Origin of the sequence: uncultured Pontibacter sp. (genome assembly GCF_947495565.1) — a bacterium.
Taxonomy (GTDB): domain Bacteria; phylum Bacteroidota; class Bacteroidia; order Cytophagales; family Hymenobacteraceae; genus Pontibacter.
This window is the reverse complement of record NZ_CANLZM010000013.1, coordinates 73,607-95,646: the sequence shown is the minus strand read 5'-3', so window position 1 is coordinate 95,646 and position 22,040 is coordinate 73,607. Positions and strand designations below refer to the sequence as shown.

General features: G+C 45.1%; 16 protein-coding genes. 13 read left to right on the top strand and 3 right to left on the bottom strand.

The features are described 5' to 3' along the window. The first annotated feature begins 40 nt into the window (after positions 1-40). The 9 genes from Q1B04_RS16020 to groL all read left to right on the top strand — a co-directional run bounded on the left by Q1B04_RS16020 (position 41) and on the right by groL (position 10,355). Complete coding sequence (locus Q1B04_RS16020; RefSeq protein ID WP_299760608.1) at positions 41-1,504, top strand: DUF3808 domain-containing protein; 1,464 nt, start codon at positions 41-43, stop codon at positions 1,502-1,504. An 8-nt stretch (positions 1,505-1,512) separates the two neighbouring features. Continuing rightward, entirely contained in the window at positions 1,513-2,808 is a 1,296-nt protein-coding gene (locus Q1B04_RS16015) for an anthranilate synthase component I family protein (RefSeq protein WP_299760606.1), read from the top strand. 152 nt (positions 2,809-2,960) lie between these two features. Next, a complete protein-coding gene (gene miaB, locus Q1B04_RS16010; protein WP_299760604.1) occupies positions 2,961-4,391 on the top strand; it encodes a tRNA (N6-isopentenyl adenosine(37)-C2)-methylthiotransferase MiaB in 1,431 nt (476 codons plus the stop codon). Between the two features lie 88 nt (positions 4,392-4,479). Then, a complete protein-coding gene (locus Q1B04_RS16005) occupies positions 4,480-5,757 on the top strand; it encodes a sigma-54 dependent transcriptional regulator (RefSeq protein ID WP_299760602.1) in 1,278 nt (425 codons plus the stop codon). After that, positions 5,741-6,265 (top strand): LPS assembly lipoprotein LptE, encoded by a 525-nt coding sequence (lptE, locus tag Q1B04_RS16000; protein WP_299760600.1) that lies wholly within the window; start codon positions 5,741-5,743, stop codon positions 6,263-6,265. Before Q1B04_RS16005 ends, lptE begins: the two co-directional genes overlap by 17 nt. A gap of 28 nt (positions 6,266-6,293) precedes the next feature. Continuing rightward, the gene (locus tag Q1B04_RS15995) at positions 6,294-7,736 is read left to right on the top strand and encodes a hypothetical protein (protein WP_299760730.1); all 1,443 of its coding nucleotides are present in this window, start codon (positions 6,294-6,296) and stop codon (positions 7,734-7,736) included. Between the two features lies 1 nt (position 7,737). Then, the gene (gene secG / locus Q1B04_RS15990; RefSeq protein ID WP_299760598.1) at positions 7,738-8,124 is read left to right on the top strand and encodes a preprotein translocase subunit SecG; all 387 of its coding nucleotides are present in this window, start codon (positions 7,738-7,740) and stop codon (positions 8,122-8,124) included. Between the two features lie 264 nt (positions 8,125-8,388). Beyond that, complete coding sequence (gene groES / locus Q1B04_RS15985) at positions 8,389-8,679, top strand: co-chaperone GroES (protein WP_299760596.1); 291 nt, start codon at positions 8,389-8,391, stop codon at positions 8,677-8,679. 41 nt (positions 8,680-8,720) lie between these two features. Beyond that, a complete protein-coding gene (gene groL / locus Q1B04_RS15980) occupies positions 8,721-10,355 on the top strand; it encodes a chaperonin GroEL (protein ID WP_299760594.1) in 1,635 nt (544 codons plus the stop codon). A 92-nt stretch (positions 10,356-10,447) separates the two neighbouring features. Here the strand turns inward: groL and Q1B04_RS15975 are convergent, their stop codons facing one another. Both Q1B04_RS15975 and Q1B04_RS15970 read right to left on the bottom strand, forming a co-directional pair. Further along, positions 10,448-11,050 carry a hypothetical protein gene (locus tag Q1B04_RS15975; protein ID WP_299760592.1) on the bottom strand — a complete coding sequence of 201 codons (603 nt, stop codon included), beginning with the start codon at positions 11,048-11,050 and terminating at the stop codon, positions 10,448-10,450. Between the two features lie 163 nt (positions 11,051-11,213). Beyond that, positions 11,214-12,662, bottom strand: coding sequence for a peptide MFS transporter (locus Q1B04_RS15970; protein ID WP_299760590.1), 1,449 nt, complete (start codon positions 12,660-12,662; stop codon positions 11,214-11,216). A 569-nt stretch (positions 12,663-13,231) separates the two neighbouring features. On the opposite strand from Q1B04_RS15970, the gene pckA reads away from it, so the two are divergent. The 3 genes from pckA (at position 13,232) to Q1B04_RS15955 (ending at position 17,681) form a co-directional block, all read left to right on the top strand. Continuing rightward, positions 13,232-14,848 carry a phosphoenolpyruvate carboxykinase (ATP) gene (gene pckA, locus Q1B04_RS15965; protein WP_299760588.1) on the top strand — a complete coding sequence of 539 codons (1,617 nt, stop codon included), beginning with the start codon at positions 13,232-13,234 and terminating at the stop codon, positions 14,846-14,848. A gap of 1,428 nt (positions 14,849-16,276) precedes the next feature. Next, positions 16,277-16,993, top strand: coding sequence for a 16S rRNA (uracil(1498)-N(3))-methyltransferase (locus Q1B04_RS15960; protein ID WP_299760586.1), 717 nt, complete (start codon positions 16,277-16,279; stop codon positions 16,991-16,993). Between the two features lie 25 nt (positions 16,994-17,018). After that, positions 17,019-17,681, top strand: a complete 663-nt coding sequence (locus Q1B04_RS15955; protein ID WP_299760584.1) for a DUF4159 domain-containing protein — start codon at positions 17,019-17,021, stop codon at positions 17,679-17,681. Positions 17,682-17,772: 91 nt separating this feature from the next. On the opposite strand, the gene Q1B04_RS15950 is transcribed toward Q1B04_RS15955, so the two are convergent. After that, on the bottom strand, positions 17,773-18,297 hold the full coding sequence (locus tag Q1B04_RS15950; protein ID WP_299760582.1) for a hypothetical protein: 525 nt from the start codon (positions 18,295-18,297) through the stop codon (positions 17,773-17,775). Between the two features lie 142 nt (positions 18,298-18,439). Here Q1B04_RS15950 and smc point away from each other — a divergent pair, with 142 nt between their 5' ends. Further along, positions 18,440-21,976, top strand: coding sequence for a chromosome segregation protein SMC (gene smc / locus Q1B04_RS15945; RefSeq protein WP_299760580.1), 3,537 nt, complete (start codon positions 18,440-18,442; stop codon positions 21,974-21,976). The last annotated feature ends 64 nt before the right edge of the window (positions 21,977-22,040 follow it).

Genomic DNA, 22,040 nt, shown 5'->3' with positions numbered 1-22,040 from the left:
AATCTTGAGCGGACAACGCTTGCATACAAACCGAAAGAGGATGGCTAAACCCCATCCTTTTTTTTTGCTGCTGATTTTTTGGCTCCTTGGCCATAACTTAGCGGCTACTCCTGCTTTTACCTCTCATCATAAAGCTATTTACCAGGAGTTGCTCAAGCTGAAAGTAGGCAATGGCCGGGAGCTACTGCAGCGTCAGTCATCTCAAAACCCCAATACTCTGCTGCTTGCCAACTACGCCGACTTTCTGGAGCTTTGCGTGCAGCAGAACCATCATACCTACGGTCAGCTTTTAGCTGCACAGGAAAATCGCCTGGAGAAGCTGGCTGACTTGCCAATGCAAAACGAGTGGACCACCTATGCACTAGCAGAAGTCAGGCTTCAGGTAGCAATGTCTAAACTACTATTTGGCAACCGTTTATCTGCTGCATGGGATTTCCGGAAGGCTTACCTGCAGTACAAAGAAAATATACAGAAGTACCCGGAATTTACACCTAACAAAAAGCACCTGGGCGTGCTGCAGGTGCTGATGGGCTCTGTGCCAGATAAGTATAAATGGTTTCTGAGCATTATCGGTATGCAGGGAGAGATCAAAACAGGCATGGCTAACCTGAAACAAGCCACCTCCAAGAGCAACCCTTTTCATCAGGAAGCGCAACTGCTGCATGCGGTTATACTTCACCTTACAGAGCCAGACAAGCAAAAGCAGGCGCTGGAGCAGGCAAACAAGTTGGCTTCTGGTGAGCAGGATAATCTTCTGTTTCAGTTCGTATCGATGCATTTGCTGAAAAAAACAGGCGCGAGTAAGGAGGCGCTGGCTATTTATTTGAACCGCCCCAAAAGCAGCCTCTACCTGCCCTTCCCTTACCTGCACCACATGGCCGCAGATTTATACTTATACAAAGCCGACTACGAGAAATCGATTCAGGAAAACCGCCAGTTTCTGAAGCAGCACCAGGGCAGGCATTATCTTAAAGCTGCGAATTATAAGCTATACTTAGCTTACGCGTTAAGCAACCATAAGCCGCAGGCTCAGTGGTATTTACAGCAAGTACCAAAAGTAGGACTTGATGAAAGTGAGGAAGACAGGTATGCCGCTAAGTATGCACAGCGACAGCAGCCGCTGGTAAAACCGCTGATGCAGGCGCGCCTTCACTCGGATGGCGGGTATTTTCAGGAGGCCTTACATGCGCTAAAGCAGCTAGAAATAACAGCCGCGACGCCTACTGCAGTGCAGGCAGAGTATTACTACCGCAAGGCACGCATTTATCATGGCATCGACTCGCTGCAACAAGCTCTGCCGCATTACCAGAAGGCAATAGCCTTATGCCAAAACACGGATTTATACTTTGCGCCTAGCGCCTCCTTGCAGTTGGGGTACATATACCAGGAGCTGCGGCAGCCCGTTAAGGCTAAATCATACTTTAAAAAAGCGCTAAGTTACAAGCAACACGAGTATAAGAATAGTATAGACGCCAAAGCTAAACTGGCCTTGTCGGCTATATAAGCGGTATTATGCACACAAAAGAAATACAGCAAGCAGAGCTGCCGGTAAGTTTGCAGGAGTTCAGGTTAAAAGCTTTAGCCTGGGCTAGCGTACACCCGCTGGTGGCCTACTACAATCCTAACGACATACCTTACCCCCATGCTGGTTTTGAGCACATACTAGCTGTTTCAGGAGGTGAGGCGCTTCAGTTTAAGGAGCATACCGCTTTTGAGGAGCTTCGGAAGAATTTGCAGGAACAACAATCTATTCTCTGTGGCTTTCTAAGCTATGACCTGAAGAATGAGACAGAGCAGCTGAGCAGCCAAAATCTGGACCAGTTACACTTTTCGCTGTTGACATTCTTCGCTCCGGAAGTATACTTATACTTTAAATCAGAGATTATAAGCATCTGTTCCTCTACTGCTAATACAGAAACCACACTTGCTTCCATACTTGCTACGCCTACTCCTGTTGCAGCCTCACCTCAAGGGCTCAAAATCCAGCAGCGGGTATCCCGCGAAAAGTATAAAACTCTGGTGGAGCGTGTGCGGCAGCATATTTTGGAGGGTGATGTGTATGAGTTGAACTACTGCATGGAGTTTTTTGCTGAGCAGGTAAACATACAGCCGTTGCCACTTTACCTTGCTTTAAACCAGGCTTCCCCCACTCCTTTTTCCGGCTTCTTAAAAACAGGCGATAAGTATTTGCTTTGCGCCTCACCGGAGCGTTTCCTGAAAAAAGAAGGCCAAAAGCTCATATCCCAGCCCATTAAAGGCACAATCAGGAGAGGCAACACGCCTGAGGAAGACCTTCAGCTTCAGCACCAGCTCCTGCACGATGAAAAGGAACTGGCAGAGAACATGATGATAGTCGATCTTGTCCGAAATGATCTGAGCCGTTCCTGCGCCACAGGAACCGTGCAGGTGGAAGAAATGTTCGGGATTTACGGTTTCAGGCAAGTCTCCCAGATGATATCGACTGTAACAGGTGAGCTTAAACAGAATAAGGACTTGGTAGATGCGTTAATTGGCGCTTTCCCGATGGGAAGTATGACTGGCGCCCCTAAAATCAGCGCGATGCAAATCATTGAAGAACTGGAAGATACAAAACGTGGTTTATACTCTGGCGCTTTCGGCTTCATCAAACCCAATGGCGACTGTGATTTTAACGTGGTGATCCGAAGTATTCAGTACAATGCCAGCAACGGCTACCTCAGCTTTATGGTCGGCAGCGCCATCACGTATGATTCTGACCCCGACCGCGAGTACGAAGAGTGCCTGCTAAAAGCCCGTGCAATGCTTCAGGTACTTTCGGGCAACCAATAGGTTTAGCCACTGTTTCAGTAGATTATCACCTGAAAATTACCGCGTTGATCTTTACAATCGATAAAACATAGCTCATTATTCGGCACATCTTCTGCCATTCTGTCACGTTTTTGAATACATTATAGTATATTTGCAGCTGTAATTGAGTAACCATGGATCCAATAGTAGATTTAGATTTTATAGATAACCGCACCCCGGAGCAGGCAGCAGCCTGTGACACGCAGGTTTCAAAAGAGACAAATACGGGCAAAACACGAAAGCTGTACATAGAAAGCTATGGTTGCGCCATGAATTTTTCTGATAGCGAAATCGTTTCGTCGATCATGTTTGAGCAGGGTTTTGATACTACTTCAGACATCGCACAGGCAGACCTTGTGTTCCTGAACACGTGCTCTATCCGGGAGAAGGCGGAGCAGACAGTGCGAAACCGCTTAGGCCAGATTAATTACTATAAAAAGAAGAAGCCAGCCATGATGGTCGGTGTGCTGGGCTGTATGGCCGAGCGCCTCAAAAAATCCTTGCTGGAAGAAGAAAAAATAGTTGACCTGGTAGTAGGCCCAGATGCTTACCGCGATCTGCCAAATCTGATTAACGAAGTGGACGGTGGCCAGAAAGCCGTAAACGTGCTGCTATCAAGAGAGGAAACGTATGCAGACATCAACCCGATTCGCCTGAACAGCAACGGGGTAAGTGCATTTATTTCTATTATGAGAGGCTGCGACAATATGTGCTCTTTCTGCGTTGTTCCCTTTACCCGTGGCCGTGAGCGCAGCCGTGACGCCTATTCTATTGTGCGTGAGGCAGAGGCGCTGGTGACGCAGGGTTACAAGGAGGTTACGCTGCTGGGCCAGAACGTAGACTCATACAAATGGGCTTCGGAAGACGGTTCAGAAACGGTAAATTTTGCCCAGCTGCTGGAGAAAGTGGCATTAGTAGACCCTAACCTGCGCATTCGTTTCTCTACCTCCCACCCTAAAGACATTACCGACGAGGTGCTGCATACGATGAAGAAGTATGACAACATCTGCAAATACATACACCTGCCGGCACAAAGCGGAAACTCGCGCGTGCTGGAGCTCATGAACCGCACCTATGACCGGGAGTGGTACCTGAACCGCGTGGATGCTATCCGAAGTATACTTGGCGAGGACTGCGGTATTTCTTCTGATATGATTGCCGGATTCTGCACCGAGACGGAGGAAGAGCACCAGGATACGCTTACCCTGATGGACTATGTGCAGTATGATTACTCCTACATGTTCTTCTACTCTGAGCGCCCAGGCACGTTGGCAGCCCGCAAACTGGAAGATGATATTCCGTTGGAGGTAAAGAAACGCCGCTTAGCAGAAATCATTGAAAAGCAACGCGAGACATCACTCAACCGCAACAAGCGTGATATAGGCAAGGTGCACCGTGTGCTGGTAGAGAACTTCTCTAAAAAATCTGATGAGCAGCTCAGCGGAAGAAACGACCAGAACAAAGTAGTGATCTTTGATAAGAAGCATTACAAGAAAGGTGATTACGTGAACGTGTTTGTACATGATTGTAGCGTAGGCACACTCTTCGGGGAAGCGGTTGATTAATTTGGGGAGTATGCAACTGAGGTAAAACATCATTTAATTAAACCTCAGGTTGTTAGCAGCATACCTCCAATTTCTCTAATCTAAAAATATGCGCAATATCGATATACAAAGTATAAAACAGCGCTTCGGCATTATCGGAAATTCGCCGCTGCTCAACTATGCCATACAGGTAGCGGCACAGGTAGCCCCAACCGAAATGACTGTGCTTATAACAGGTGAAAGCGGAAGCGGCAAAGAATCTTTTTCAAAGATCATCCACCATTTAAGCCCCCGCAAACACGGCCAATTTATCGCTATAAACTGCGGTGCTATACCTGAAGGCACTATTGACTCTGAATTATTCGGGCACGAGAAGGGTTCCTTTACAGGAGCACAGGAAGCACGCAAAGGCTACTTTGAGGTGACGAACGGCGGCACTATCTTCCTGGATGAGATTGGGGAAATGCCTCTGGGCACTCAGGCCCGCCTGCTGCGTGTACTTGAAAATGGCGAGTTTATTAAGGTAGGTTCATCTAAAGTCCAGAAAACGGATGTTCGGGTGGTGGCAGCTACTAACGTAAACCTGCTGAAGGCGGTGGAGAAAGGCACTTTTCGCGAAGATTTATACTACCGCCTCAACACTGTGCCAATTTCTGTGCCTGCCTTGCGCGAACGCGGAGATGACATTCACCTTCTCTTCAGGAAATTCGCCTCTGACTTTTCCGAGAAGTATAAAATGCAGTCCATTCAGCTTGCACCAGATGCGGTGCGAGAGCTGCAGGCATACCGGTGGCCGGGCAATATCCGCCAGTTAAAGAATATTGTAGAGCAAATCTCCGTGCTGGAATATGACAGGGAGATTAACGCTGAAACACTGCGCCGCTACCTTCCAAAGGAAACAGGAACATCGCTCCCGGCTGTTCTCGCTAAGGAAAACCCTACTGACGGTCCAATTTCTGAACGGGATCTGCTGTACAAGGTGCTATTTGATATGCGCCGCGACATGTCCGAGCTAAAGAAGCTTGTATTTAATATGCTGGCGCATCAGCCTAAAGACGAAGACCTGCTTCGTGAGCACAGCCACTTGTTTGAGAATATGGAGCAGCAGCAGTATAATGGCCGCTCTTACCAGCAGGAGCCAGTGCAGAATGAACCCTTCTACCTACCGATTAAGCACAGCCAGCCGCAGGATTATGAGGATGATAAAGTAGAAGATATTCCGCACGAAACAGAAGAAGAAAGTTTATCTTTAGAGGACAAAGAGCGGGAGATGATCCTGAAAGCCCTGAAGAAGCACAACAATAAACGTAAATACGCCGCTCAGGACTTGGGCATTTCGGAGCGCACTCTTTACCGCAAACTAAAGCAGTATGACATTGAAGATTAACACCCGCCTGTTTAGCTATAGCCTGCTGCTGCTGTTGCTGGTATGCGGCAGCTGCATTTACTCTTTTACCGGCACCACCCTTTCTCCTGATATCAGAACGATCTCTATCCAGAATTTAGAGAACAGCACTGGTGAAGGACCGTCCAACCTTACGCAGGTGGTGACAGACAACATGAAGGACTACTATCGCCGCAATACGAATTTGGCAATAGTACAGAGTGAAGGCGACTTGCAATTAGCAGGTCAGATTGTTAGCTTTACTTATTCACCGGCCGCAATTCAGCGGGAGGGGCAGCAGGACATTGCCTCCCTTAACCGTTTAACTTTGGGCGTGCAGATACGCTTCGCCAACGTGAAGCAGCCGGAAAAAGACTTTGAAAGAACATTTACCATCGCTCAGGATTTTCCGCAGAATGTGGACGTAACGCAGCTTTCTACTGCTCAGATAGAGCAGCTGTCGGAGCAGTTGGTGGTGGATGTTTTCAATAAAACAGTGGCAGATTGGTAATGACGTCTTTAACAGAACTTAAGTGAGCATGAACAAATCGGCTTTTCTACAACTGATACAGCAAGTAGCTAACATTTCTGACCAGCAAACAGAAGAGCTGGAGAAGGTGGCAGCTACTTTTCCGTATTGCCAAACGGCTCACCTGCTGTTGGCCAAATCAGCTTACGACAAAGGTAGCATGTTGTCTACGCAGCGTTTGCGCCGGGCATCAGCATATGCGGCAAACCGGCAGTTGCTAAAGCGCATTATTTATACTGTGCCGGTGGCAGCGCCTGTTTTTGATGAAGCTGCTGTTGAAGAAGCTACTCCTGCCCTGCTTATAGCATCACCTTCAGGCACAGAAGTTAACATTACTGTCCCTGAATATGTTATTACCGAAGAAGCACAACTTTACCTGAAACCTACTGAAACATCAGTAACTGACACAGAAGAGGAAGAAGCGGTTTACGAAGCTGTAGAGGAGCCATACTTTACCACTGAAGAGCCACAGGAGTTAACCCTTACCCATCCAGAAGCTAGCTTAGAGGATGCTGCAGTAGCAGATGAGTATGTTGAAGATGAAGTTGCTCAGGAAGAAGTTGAGCGCTATACTTCAGACAAAGACATATTGGAGCAGCCAATGGAGAAACTGGACTCCGAACTGGCTTTGCTGCTTACCATCAAAAGCCTCAGCCCTTCCTTTACAGACCTACTGGCACAAAAGCCCGACGTAGAGCCTGTAGCAGAAGCGGCACCAGCCCCTACTATTCCATTAGCGCCGCAGGTGGTGCAGGAACCAGAAGTCGTACAAGAAGAGCAGAAGCAGATATTTATAGAAGAAACTGTTCAGGCTGATGCCATCCCTCAAACTGAAGACGATTTAGCTAGCATTATTTCAGCCGAAGCTGCCTTAGCCGCCAGTGCTTATTATCGATTAGAAGAGAATGATGAGCCTGCTGCTCCTAAGGAAGACATACTTCCAGCAGCTCCCGAAGAAGCTGAAATTAAATACGCTTTCGATGAGATTGATGCAATGTACCAGCAGGATGTGTTGGGTTATTGGATGTCATCCAGCCGTATGGGCGAGGCATTGCAGTTGAAAGACGAAAGTGAGTTTGTCCGAGCTAAGCCGGCAGGCTTCCATCCGGAGCTTATACTTGAGTACAGCAAAACCCATGAACTGGTAAAACAAGAAGAGGCTCCAACCCCACTTTTGCACGATCAACTTAATATAATTGACCAGTTCCTGAAGATAAACCCTAGGCTTAAAGCATTAAACAATGTGAAGCTTAAACCGGAGCATCAGGAAGACCTTTCGCTAAAAAGCTCTAAGATTAAGCGCGGAATGGCCTCTGAAAGCTTGGCCAACATCTTCGTGAAGCAGGGCAAGGCTAAAAAAGCCATTAAAATATATGAGCAACTCATTTTGAAAAATCCGGAAAAAAAGAGTTACTTTGCTGAACAGATCGAAAAATTACAAAACCTAAGTTAACATGTATATCGCCCTTATTAGTATCATTATCTTTGTTTGCGTGCTGCTTATATTGGTTGTTCTTGCTCAGAACCCTAAGGGAGGCGGACTATCCAGCCAATTTGGTGGCAGCACTAGCCAGCTAATGGGCGTTAAACGCACCGGTGACCTTTTGGAAAAGCTGACATGGGGATTTGCCATTGCATTGGTTTTGCTTACGCTGGGAACTCATATGCTTGGAAGCACAAGCGACGCTGGTGTAAGAAGCATTAACGAGGAGCGTGCGCGTCAGTCACAGATGCCAGCAGCCCCTGCCGGAGCTCTTCCGGGCGCAGCAACCGACGACACTACTGCCGCAATACCTGACGCAGCTGAGATACCAACTATGATCGACACTGCCGCAGAATAGTAAAATATACCCCGTTATGGGTTAAAGCCGGTCCTGTTTAAGGCCGGCTTTTTTATTTGGCTTACCTTATACTTGTAGCCTGACAGATTTGCAAAAAAGTTCCGGCTGCTGACAGAAAATGACAAACCTGACAGGTGCAAGAGCGTTAGAAACTGAAAAATTGGCTTAATCTGTCACCTTCTGCGTCTTGGCACAGGAAATGATAAAGCACATGTGTTATTGTAGAATCCATAACAACAAAACATAACTAAATAACCAAAAACTATGTCAATCAACATCAAACCATTAGCAGACAGAGTAATTGTAGCTCCGGCTGCAGCAGAAGAAAAAACCAAATCTGGTATCATCATTCCTGACACTGCTAAAGAAAAACCTCAGCGTGGAGAGGTGGTAGCCGTTGGCGAAGGCAAAGTATCGGAGCAAGGCGCCCTGATGAAGCCACAGGTAAGCGTTGGCGACACTGTGTTGTATGGCAAGTATGCCGGTACTGAGATCTCTGTGGATGGTAGCGACTACCTGATCATGCGTGAGTCAGATATCCTGGCGATTCTTTAATCTTATCCAATCTTAAAAACTAATCCATAAAATTAATAACTATGGCTAAAAACATCACATTCGATACAGACGCTCGCAACAAGATTAAATCTGGCGTTGACAAACTGGCTAATGCCGTTAAAGTTACTTTAGGGCCTAAAGGCCGTAACGTCATCATCGACAAGAAATTTGGTGCGCCTACTATTACAAAAGACGGTGTATCTGTAGCGAAAGAAATTGAGCTGAAAGACCCTATCGAAAACATGGGTGCTCAGTTAGTGAAGGAGGTTGCCTCTAAAACTGCTGACCAGGCTGGTGACGGTACTACTACTGCCACAGTATTGGCGCAGGCTATTTATACTGCAGGTATTAAGAACGTAGCTGCCGGTGCAAACCCAATGGACCTGAAGCGCGGTATTGACAAGGCTGTAGACGCTGTAGTTGCCAACCTGAAGACTCAGTCTAAAACAATTGATAACTCTTCTGAAATCGCGCAGGTAGGTACTATCTCTGCCAACAACGACCCGGAGATCGGTAAAATGATTGCCGACGCGATGGATAAAGTTGGTAAAGACGGTGTAATTACTGTTGAAGAGGCAAAAGGCACTGAAACAGAGGTGAAAACTGTTGAAGGTATGCAGTTTGACCGTGGTTACCTGTCTCCATACTTCGTAACGAATGCGGAGAAAATGGAAGCTGACTTTGATAACCCATACATTCTGATCTACGACAAGAAGGTATCTACCATGAAGGAGCTGCTGCCAGTGTTGGAGCAGGTTGTTCAGACAGGTAAAGGCCTTGTAATTGTGGCTGAAGATGTAGACGGTGAGGCACTTGCTACACTGGTAGTTAACAAACTGCGTGGTTCTCTTAAAATCGCTGCTGTAAAAGCCCCAGGCTTCGGCGACAGAAGAAAAGCTATGCTGGAGGATATCGCTATCCTTACCGGTGGTACTGTGATCTCTGAAGAGCGCGGCTATAAGCTGGAGAACGCTACTCTTGACTACTTAGGTCAGGCTGAGAAAGTAATCATCGACAAAGATAACACGACGCTTGTAAACGGTGCCGGCACGAAAGACGATATCGTAGCGCGCATTAACCAGATTAAGGCGCAGATGGAGACAACTACATCTGACTACGACAAAGAGAAACTGCAGGAGCGTTTGGCTAAGCTGTCTGGCGGTGTGGCTATCCTTTACATCGGTGCCTCTACTGAGGTTGAGATGAAAGAGAAGAAAGACCGTGTTGATGATGCTCTTCACGCTACCCGTGCAGCTGTGGAAGAAGGTATCGTAGCCGGTGGTGGTGTTGCCCTGATCCGTGCGCTGGATGCCCTAAACAACATCGATGCATACAATGCTGATGAGCAAACAGGCGTAAGCATCATCAAGACTGCTCTGGAGGCTCCCCTTAGAACAATTGTTTCTAACGCAGGTGGCGAAGGTTCAGTAGTGGTTCAGGCGATCCGTGAGGGTAAGGCTGACTACGGCTACAACGCCCGTGACAATAAGTATGAGAACATGTTTGCGGCCGGTATCATCGACCCAACTAAAGTTACTCGTCTTGCTCTGGAGAACGCAGCCTCTATCGCAGGCTTGCTGTTAACTACTGAGTGCGTGGTATCAGAAGATCCGGAAGAAGAAAAAGGTGCTCCAGCTATGCCAGGCGGCATGGGTGGCATGGGCGGCATGATGTAATCAGCCTTTGCACTTTAAAGTATAAAAAAGCCCTGAGCTATGTTAGCCCAGGGCTTTTTGCTTTTCAAGAGATAAACATGAAAGCTTATACTTTACTCTACTTCCTTAATTCTGATTTTGATATCGTGAGGAGCGGTTTCGTCTCCGCCAAAGTATGGGTACAACTGGTAACCTTCTGCGGCACCGCCACAGGCACGGGGCATGCTTACCTCCTGCCCGTACATTTTAAAAACATACTTCCCGTCCTCCAAGAGCAACTCAAGCGGTACAGCCTGGCCTATTGGCACCGAGCCAATCAGTTTATAACCCCACTGCTTGTTAAGGTAAGTATAAGCCAACAACTCCAGACGGTTATTATACCACCGCCAGCCAAAGCGGGCACTGTTGGTGTGGTGACTTGTATTGCAGTCTGATAAACCGTATAACTTATTTATGTCTGCCTGGTTGTTAGGTATAGCAGAAGTATAAACGGCTGAACTATCAAAGGTTACTTCAAAGCTGATGCGGCTGGTCAAGAGCTTTGTAACGTTATTCTGATCCGAGTAATGAGTTCCTTTTTTGATGGTGTAAACTACCCCGGGATCTTGCTCTACTTTAGGTATAGGTGTTACCTCAGATACGGTATTGCAGGCTATAGCACCACAGCCCAGCAAGAGCGACAGCAGGACCTGTCGCACCAGAACACAAAAAAACATTGGCTAAAAGTTTAATTTGGCTAAAATAACTAATCTCGGAAACAACACATTAATTTACCGAATCAGTTCGCTTATACTAGCAAAAGTACAAAATAAATAATCAAAAAACCCCTGATGATTTCTCACCAAGGGCTTTTTTGTTCTTCATGATTGCAAGAAGCAATTAGCTCATTTCAGCTTCTAACAATTGGCCGGTCTGTGCCTGCTCCTCGTCCATTTTCTTGTCTTCCATACCGTGAGTAAGTTTGTTGATGCGCTTCGTCAGCACCATCAGCACAATACCCAGGAAAATAGTAAAACCAGCGATATAAATAAACACCTCCAGCTCGCCGAGGCGCACTGCCCAAATACCGATTAGAGAGGCCAGTTTATTTGCCAAACCGGTTACGGCAAAGTATAAACCCATCATGGAAGCCACAATACGTTTAGGAGCCACCTTAGTGATAAATGAAAGGGATACTGGAGACAGCGCCAGCTCGCCAATAGTATGGAACATATAAGCAAACACCAACCAATGCAACGACGATAGTCCGTCCGCAGAAGAAGTACGCTGTAAAGAGGCAAACACCATAAAAATAAAACCGATACCCAGAATTGATGTCCCTAAGCCCATCTTAAAAATTGACGGCAGGTTCTTACCGCGTTTTGCCAATGCCACCCAAATGGCAGCTACAATACCACCTAAAGTCAGGATAAAGAAGGAATTAAGTCCCTGCAGCCATGCTGTAGGTATTTCCCACCCAAAAACCACACGGTCGGTGTACTGCTGCGCGAAAAGGTTCATCAGACCACCCGCCTGCTCAAATGAGGCCCAGAATACAAGTACTATGATAAAGGAGATCAGGATCACAATAATTCTGTCCCACTCATGCTTGGTAAAGCCCATGAAGCCTTTAGCCGCAGCTGTGCCTGTCTGGTCTTTCGTAAAGATTCTGTCTTCGTCTTTTTCGTTTTTGTTCAGGTTACCTACTCCCTGCAGGTATTTTCGGCCCCAGATAAACACAATTTGGCCAAGCACCATACCAAAACCAGCAAGGCTGAAACCATAATGCCAGCCGTATACTTCACCTACATAACCTACTATGAGAGATGCCAGTAAAGCACCAAGGTTAATACCCATATAGAATATGGTGAAGCCAGAGTCACGGCGGCTATCGCCTTCTCTGTAAAGTCCTCCTACCATTGTGGAAATGTTAGGTTTAAGCAAACCTGTACCGGCTACAATCAAGCAAAGTGCCGTATAAAAAGCCCATTCCGGCGGATAAGCCATCAGTAAGTGGCCGGCAACCAGCGTAAAGCCACCTATGATTACTGCTTTTTTCTGCCCTAAGAATTTATCTGCCAGTATACCTCCCGGAATGGACATAAGGTAAACAAACATAGTATAGGTACCATAAAGCTCCAGTGCCTGTTCATCCGTCCAGCCGTATCCACCTTTTGTGTTAGATACCAGGAACAGCACCAAAATGCCGCGCATGCCGTAATAGCTAAAACGCTCCCACATTTCAGTAAAGAACAATACCATTAATCCTTTAGGGTGACCAAACAGAGTGCCTTGAGGTTCTATGAAACTAGGCGCTCTCCCTCCGGAGATGTTCTGAGATGTTGACATAAATTGGTTGTATCTGATTAAATAGTTTTGCGCATTATAAACTAAAAATACGACTCTTTAACGATTTATACAAATCTGCGCCCTTCCTGTGTTATACACTCGAATTCTTTTTTAGGTGTAGGTGACGGAGCTAAGCAGGTACGTAAAGCATGTCTAAGCTGTAAATCTACACCATACCGGCTCATAATCAGCAGCAAAGCACAAACATCACTACCGGAAGTGTAGTATAATATACTATAACACTCAGTCAGGACAATTGTAAAGCAGTATTTCTATATGATAATTATGTTTTTTATTCCTGTTACTGGCTAAACTCATGCACTCTGAAAGCGTATGAAGCCATAAAATTAGATAATATGAGTTGTAGCATATGGCACCGCAAAGCAACTGTTCACTCTATAAATCTGCAGCAATTTAGGCCGCTGAAAGTATAAATCCTGATGGTGCTCTAAAAGATTAGTGAGTAATTGCTTAAAAATAGTAAAGCTCCTATAAGAATATACTTTTTTTTCTATTTTTGTATCATCTTAGCATATAACCTATCATTTTAATCAAACCCAAAATTTTCAATGAAAGAATCTGGAGATAAATCTAATACAGTGGGTCTCGAGAGTATCGGCATATCGGAGGCACAGGAAGTGCTTTGGAACTTGACTCCGGCTGAATTGGTGGAGGAAGCTGTTAAAAATGGTGAGGGTGTACTCACCGACAATGGTGCTCTTATGTGCGACACGGGCAAATTTACCGGCCGCTCGCCTAAAGACCGCTTCATTGTGAAAGATGCCAAGACAGAGGATTCTGTATGGTGGGGTGATATCAATATCCCTTTCGATGCTGAGAAGTTTGATAAGCTTCATGCCAAAATGGTGGACTTTCTGAAGGATAAGAAGCTTTACGTGCGTGATGCTTCTGCCGGAGCTCACCCAGACTACCGCTTAGACCTTAGAATTGTAAACACACAGGCATGGCAGAATCTTTTCTGCAACAACATGTTCCTGCGCCTGACCAAAGACGAGCTGAAGAACCACACTCCTGAGTTTACTATTATATGTGCTCCAGAGTTTGAGGCCGATCCAGCCGTAGACGGAACGCGCCAAAGCAACTTCGCCATTATCAACTTCTCCAAGAACATGATTCTTATTGGAGGCACGGGTTATGCCGGCGAGATGAAAAAAGGTATTTTTGGTGTCCTTAACTATATTTTGCCGCACGAAAAAAATACCTTGTCCATGCACTGCTCTGCTAATGTTGGCAAAGAAGGTGATACAGCTATTTTCTTTGGCCTTTCTGGCACAGGTAAAACCACTCTTTCTGCTGATCCGGATCGCGGCCTGATCGGTGACGACGAGCACGGCTGGACAGAAGATAGCATTTTCAATTTTGAAGGCGGCTGCTATGCCAAGGTTATCGACCTTTCTCGTGAAAAAGAGCCGCAAATATGGGATGCCATTAAATTCGGCTCTATTGTAGAAAACACCCGCTTTTACGAAGGTACCCGCACAGTAGACTACACAAATAACTCTGTAACAGAGAATACCCGCACCGCTTACCCAATAAATTATATTGATAACGCGGTTGAGCCATCCAGAGCTGATATTCCAAAAAACATCTTCTTTTTAACTGCTGATGCTTTTGGTGTGCTGCCTCCAATCTCTAAGCTGAATACCAGCCAGGCCATGTACCACTTTATATCGGGCTATACAGCAAAAGTGGCTGGTACTGAGGTAGGTGTTACTGAGCCGCAGACAACTTTTTCTGCTTGCTTTGGAGCCGCTTTCCTACCGCTTCACCCAACCAAGTATGCAGAAATGCTTGGCAAAAAGATGGAGAAAAACAACGTAAATGTATGGCTAATTAATACCGGCTGGACTGGCGGCCCTTATGGCATCGGACACCGTATGAAATTACCATACACCCGCGCCATGATTACGGCAGCTCTTAACGGAGATTTAGACAATATATCTTACACGAAGCACCCAGTGTTCTGTGTGGAGATGCCTAACTCCTGCCCTAATGTACCGGACGAAATCCTGAACCCAAGAAACACCTGGGACAATAAAGAGGATTACGATGCAAAAGCCACTGACCTTGCTTCTAAGTTTGTAAAGAACTTCCAGAAATACTCAGACTATGCAAATGATGAGATCTTGGCTGGTGCGCCGCAAGTAGAAGTTACTATTAACTAAGTTTTTTAGATTTTATAAAATAAAAGCCTCTCTGCTTCGTGTGGAGAGGCTTTTCTATTTTAGTTCTAAAAGAAGCACTACTCCATCGTCATACATTTGTTTGCTCTTGATAAAGTAGCTATCAACTGAATTAGTTATGAAGCTATTTAGGGCTTCCTCATCACCGGACCATATGATCAGTTTATACCTGGTTTTCTTGATAAAGTGATCGCTTAACCTATTTCTAAATCCTTTATGGATACGCAACACCCCTTCATATCCATGATAGTACAATTCCTCAGGAATGTAAAAAAAAGCTTGTTTACGTTTAATATAGTGATCAACCCAACTTGCATTTTTTAAACTGGACATGAGATGTGTTTCCACTGATTCCTTATCAGAGTTACCCTAAATGCCTTGTTCTAATGAAAGATTAATATAACTGTAATATCTATACGAATTGAAACCCGCAATTGAAATTACAGCACCAATAGATAATAGTGTTACAATTTTACTTCTTTCTAAAAAGGATGTATATGTAACACAACTTAATATGAGCAAAAAGCTGTAAAATATAGGAGATGTGAGTCTATAGTTAGGAAAATCACTGGATTGAACAAGTGAAGCGATGAATATAAGTATCAAAAACAATACAAAATTACATCCTAACACAAGCAATAATAAATTATTTTTAATTTTGTTTCTTATATATTGAAATATAGAATACCCAAGATAAAACAACAATAAACTTAAAGATAGTATAGACAGTATTCCCCCAGTTGAAATGGAAGGGTATGGCAAAAACCACAGCCAAATAGCTTTCGCCAATGTTACTAGAGTATATTTGAAATGAGTTATTTCAACAGTGCGGCCAGTTCCATTACGCTTAATCCTGCACATACCGAACAGGCAATTAAAAAAGTTAGCTTAAGACTTGACAAATAATGACTTAAGCTAAATATAAATAGTATAAAACAAGTTTCAGACCAGAGGTATGAAAAGGTAATAAATGTTGGAGGCGCAGTTATAAAGAAAAATGTAGTGACTAAAGACCAGCTTAAAGATGAAGTTAATTTAAAAGCAAGCTGAAAAAATAAAATTACAACTAACTATATACTAATACGATGTGAGCACTATAAAAAATCCTTATTATCTATATTAAGTAAAAAAGTATTCGATAAAAGAATACTGAATAACGGGGCCAATTTGTAAAATAAGAATCTCTATCGGATAAGAAAATGCGCCGTTCTGCGTAAAAAGATTTGGCAGCCACAATATAAGCTACCGAATCATTAGACAAACCTACTCCAAACTTAGATATACAAATTATTAAAACCAAAGCAGCAACTAGGGATACCATAATGGCTGCTTTATATAATTTGTCGATTTTTATAAACATACACCTATTTTAGGTATACAAATCTATTAAACAAGTCTTATTCAAAAAAAATGCACCTATTCTTTACCCCGGACATCAGCAACGAAATTTATACTTTAAGCGAGGAAGAATCTAAACACTGCACCCGCGTGTTGCGTCTGAATCATGGTGATACAGTGTACCTGGTGGATGGCTCAGGAGGAATGTATACGGCTATTATACAGGATGCCCATCATAAGCGCTGCCAGCTGCAAATTATTGATAAGCAGATAGAATATGGCAAATTGCCTTATGTGTCGCATATTGCGGTTGCGCCTACTAAAAACATAGACCGTATGGAGTGGTTCGTGGAGAAAGCTGTAGAGATTGGTGTTAGCGAAATTACCTTTCTGCTTTGTGAGCACTCAGAGCGTCGGAATTTACGTTTAGACAGGTTAGAGAAAATAGCAGTAAGTGCCATGAAACAATCACAGAAGGGTTATCTGCCGCTTCTGCACGACATGACACCGTTTCACCGGTTTATTCAGAAATCTATACCTGGCAGCACTTTTATTGCTCATTTAGAAGACGATGCAACAAAAGGCATTAAGGAATACTATAAGCATGGGCAGCCACACTGCATACTCATTGGCCCGGAAGGCGACTTCTCTACAGGCGAGATAGCCGCCGCGTATCATAAAGGAATCCGGCCTGTAACACTTGGAGAGAGCAGACTGCGCACTGAAACAGCTGCTTTAGTTGCCTGCCACACACTAAATGTACTTCATGACATATTTGCACCGTTATAAAACTAAATTAAACATATATAAGCAGATGAAGCAAGTGCTCCTATTCTTATGCATCTTGGTGGCTACCTTGGCTCCTGCTTTAGCTCAAACACACAGCTTTAGAATAGCTAAACTAAAGTATAACGGTGGCGGGGATTGGTACGCCAACAAAACCTCTTTACAGAACCTGATTAGCTTTTGCAACCGCAATCTGAACACAAACATTGCCTCTGATGAAGCTGTGGTAGAAGTTGGCAGTCCGGAATTGTTCTCATACCCTTTCGTGCACATGACAGGGCACGGCAACGTGGTTTTCTCTAACGCAGAGGCACAAAACCTGCGTAATTATCTGCTTAGCGGCGGGTTTCTGCATATAGACGACAACTATGGCTTAGACCAATTTATCAGAAAGGAAATGAAAAAGGTGTTTCCGGAGTATGAATTTGTAGAACTTCCTTTCGACCATCCTATTTACCGGCAAAAGTATAGCTTCCCCAGAGGTTTACCGAAAATACACGAACACGACAATAAACCGCCCCAAGGCTTTGGAATTATACATAAAGGCCGGCTGGTATGCTTTTACTCTTATGAGACAGATTTAGGGAACGGCTGGGAAGATCAGGAGGTTCATAACGATCCGGAGCCAATCCGGCAGCAAGCTTTGCGCATGGGAGCCAATATTCTCACCTTCGCGCTAACTCAGGAGTAAGTAATTACAAAAGATAAATCAATCATTTATAAGGCTTAATGAAGTAAAGTATAAACTCCTAATAGAAGTATGACTTTTATACTTTTAAAGCTTAGTCATACTTTCTTTTGAAAATCTCTGAAAGCACAAAAGCCTCTCGCGCTGATGCTGGATTCCGTAGTATGGCGGCATAACGGCTAACCTGTGGGCGCTCCCTATCATACGCTTTAAAACTTTCCTGCCTTAGCAATGCAGCGTTTTTTGCGGCCTCTATGGCTTCGGCCTTCTTCTCCCAAGACAATACTTTGGGTGCCATGGTCTCATAACTTTTATACTTTGCAGGAGCTTCTAAAACAGTTTCTGCCTTTGCCATTGTAGGCTTCACGAGTTCCTTAGCTCGCTCCTCGCCTTGCTGTACCACTTCTTGCCCCTGCCTGCGTGCCTGCTCTACTTTGGGCTGTAGTTCCCTGAGGATGTCCTCAAAAGAAGTAACAGGTTTCGCCGGTTGGTGGTGCTGCCTACGGGGCTCCACGTCTGCCTCCTCATCTTCTCCTCCCTTAAAAGCCTTGCGCCACTGCGTCAGCAGAAAGTATGCTGCAGCGGCAAGTATGTATATTATTATTTTAAAATCATCCATAGAACATGTCTTCTAACCAAATATAGCAAAATAGTTGCGGGTTTTTAGGGCTTATAATTATTAATTATACCTAAGCAAGAGGTATAGGATGGAAAAATCGTCTTATTTTTGAGATTAGAATAAAGATTTTCTTCGCAGGCGAATGCAAGTTTCAAAATTAGAGATTAAAGGTTTTAAAAGTTTTGGCGACCGCGTCGTTATAAACTTCGACAACGGGATTACAGGAATTGTGGGGCCGAACGGCTGTGGCAAGTCTAATATTGTAGATGCCATACGTTGGGTGCTGGGGGAGCAGAAAACGCGTAACCTCCGTTCCGATAAAATGGAGAACGTTATTTTTAACGGCTCTAAAACCCGTAAGCCGGTTCAGATGGCTGAGGTATCCATTACTTTCGATAACAATAAAGGTATCTTACCAACTGAATACTCCCAAGTAACGGTTACGCGCAAGTACTACCGCAGCGGTGAAAGTGAGTATATGCTGAATGGTGTTACCTGCCGCCTCAAAGACATCAACGAGCTTTTCCTGGATACAGGCATCGGCTCTGACAGTTATGCCATTATTGAGCTTAAAATGGTGGACGAGATCCTTAACGATAAGGAAAACTCACGCCGTTTACTGTTCGAAGAAGCTGCGGGCATCTCTAAGTTCAGAGTTAGGAAAAAGCAGACGCTAAAGAAGTTGGAGGAAACTGACGCTGACCTTGAGCGCGTAGAGGACTTGCTGCACGAGATCGGTAAAAACATGCGCTCGCTGGAACGCCAGGCAAAACAAGCAGTTAAGTACTTCAACTTAAAGGACGACTACAAGAAGCACAGCCTAGAGTTTGCCCGCCGCAACATATCGCAATATCAACAGACTTTGGAGCGTCTTGAGCAGGATGTGCAGCAGGAAACAAACCTGAAAGAAAATTATATTGCAATTGTAACGGAGGCAGAGGAAGCCATTGCCGGCCAAAAAGAAGAACTGAACGAGACGCAGGAAAAGCTATCGGAAATGCAGCGCAGCATGCAGGTGCAGACGGCAAAACTCCGCCAACTCGAAAATGATATCAAATTAAAATCTGAACGCAGCACCTATCTGAAAGAGCGTATGCAGCAGCTACGCCAGCAGATAAGCCAGGATACCGCTAACGTGGAGCACACCCAGGAAAGTATACTGGAGTTGCGCGACGAACTGATAACGGTGCAGGATAGCTTTGCCGATGCCGAGGAGCAGGTAGCCGACATGAAAGAGCAGCTGCAGGAGGCTAATGAGCAGAAGGCAACCATGCAGGATGCTTACCAGGACCTGGTACAGCAGCAGAAATCCAAGCAAAACGAAGTATACCAGCTTAACAAGTCCCTTGAGATAAGCCAGGTACAGATTCAGAATATAAATCAGGAACTGGAGCGACTGCAGCAGCAGCAAATGACAGCCGACGAAGACGGGCGTGTACTGCAAGAGCAGCTGCAGGAGGCACAAATGGCACTGGAAGAGCAGACTTCTGAACTCGTGCGCCTCCAGGCCAAAGAAGATACGCTACAGCAAAACATAGAAACCACTGAAGCTACTATTGAAGAGCTAAAGGGGCAGCAGGTGGAGCTGAACCGTACTTTAGACGCTAAGCAAAACCAGTATAATCTCACCAAATCATTGGTGGAGAACATGGAAGGCTTTCCGGAAGCAATTAAGTTTTTAAGCAAATCAGACAGCTGGAATAAGCCTGCTCCTCTCCTATCTGATATCCTGCTATGCAAGCCTGATTACAAGCCACTTATTGAAAGCTACCTGGAGCAGTACATGAACTACTTTGTTGTAGATGAGTTGCAGGATGCCGTAGACGCGATTGCGTTGCTGAAAGAAGAAAACAAGGGCCGCGCGAACTTTATTGTACTTTCTGAAATAGAGGAGCTGGAACCTTCGGCTACTTTCAGTGAAGGAAATCTGCAGGCAGCCTATGAGGTGGTATCGGCAGATAGAAAATACAGCAGCCTGATGAAGTACATGCTTCGGAATGTATACATCAGCGACAACGCGGAGGAAGAGCTGTACCAAAGCGAGTATAAAACCATCATCCTGAAAGATGGCAGTGCCATCCGTAAGCCTTTAAGTCTTTCTGGTGGCTCCGTTGGCGTGTTTGACGGCAACCGCCTTGGCCGTAAACAAAACCTGGAGAAGTTGGCCGAAGAAGTAGCTGAACTTCAGGAGCAGGTAGAGCTGCTGCAGAGCCGCATCAACACGCAGAATCAAATCCTTCAGAACTATAAAAACGAGTCAGAGAAAGACAGGATTAAAGGTCTGGAGAAAGAAGTAAGCAAGCTGCAGCAGGAGCTGCTCACAGTGCGCATCAAGCACGAGCAGCATCAGCAGAACATCCGCAACTTCGACCAAAAACGGGATGAACTGCATGAGCGCCTGTTAGAGTTGCGCGAGCAAAGTATGGAAGTATCGCCTCAGGCTGAGGCCGACATGAAAGAACTGCAGCGCCTGGAAGACGAAATTGCAGTTTATACTTCAACCCTGGAGCATCAGCAAGAACAAATAACTGTTATTTCAGGAAGGTTTAACCAGGAGAACATCCAGTACCACCAGCTCAAGAACCGTTTTGCAAGTTTGCAGCAGGAGATTAGCTATAAGCAGAAAACCGTAGAAACCAACCAGGAACGCATCGAGGGCCTAAAGCAGGAGTTGGTAAAGTCGGAACAAGAAATAGCAGAAGCTGACACATTTATACTTAACAACCAGGAAGTGGTGGAAAGTATGAACGAGGCCCGTCGTGAGTTTGCTGAAGAACTGGAGGAGATTGAGAAAGAATACTTCACCCTGCGCGGCGACCTGGACGAGAAAGAGAAGAGCATACGCGAATTGCAGCGAAAGCGACAGAACTCGGATGAGTTACTGATGCGCATGCAACAGGCTAAAACTGACACACAGCTTAAGCTTGTGGCGATTAAAGAGCGTTTGGCAGCCGAGTTCAATATTTCTGATGAGGATTTTGCCAGCCCTGTACCGGAGGAGGAATTATTAATTCCGCTCTCTAATCAAGAGTTAAGCGAGCACATTTCAACCGTGAAAGGCCAACTTGACAAGATGGGCCCGGTAAACGCTATGGCAGCGGAAGCTTACGCCGAGATAGAAGAGCGTGAGAAATTCATCACGGACCAGCGAAATGACTTGGTTAATGCTAAAAACGCGCTAATAGACACCATCAACGAGATTGACACGGTAGCGAAGGAAAAGTTCATGAACTCCTTTAATCAGATAAAAGACAATTTCAAGCACGTGTTCCGCAGCCTCTTTACTGATGAAGATAACTGCGATTTGGTAATGTCAGACCCTAAGAATCCGTTAGAAGCCAAAATAGAGATCATGGCGCAGCCAAAAGGAAAACGGCCGCTCACTATAAACCAGCTTTCCGGTGGAGAGAAAACACTTACCGCAATTTCGTTGCTCTTTGCTATTTACCTACTTAAGCCGGCTCCTTTCTGTATTTTCGACGAAGTGGATGCCCCTCTGGATGACGCAAACATTGATAAGTTTAACAACATTATCCGCAAGTTCTCCAACGATTCTCAGTTCATCGTTGTGACGCACAATAAGCGTACAATGTCCTCTACCGATGTTATGTATGGCATCACGATGATAGAAGCGGGCATATCAAGAGTTATACCTGTTGACTTGCGCCAAATCGCGTAAGGATCATAATTTATTTTAAACAGAGAGAGCCGCTAAAGTATAGCGGCTCTCTCTGCTTATAGGT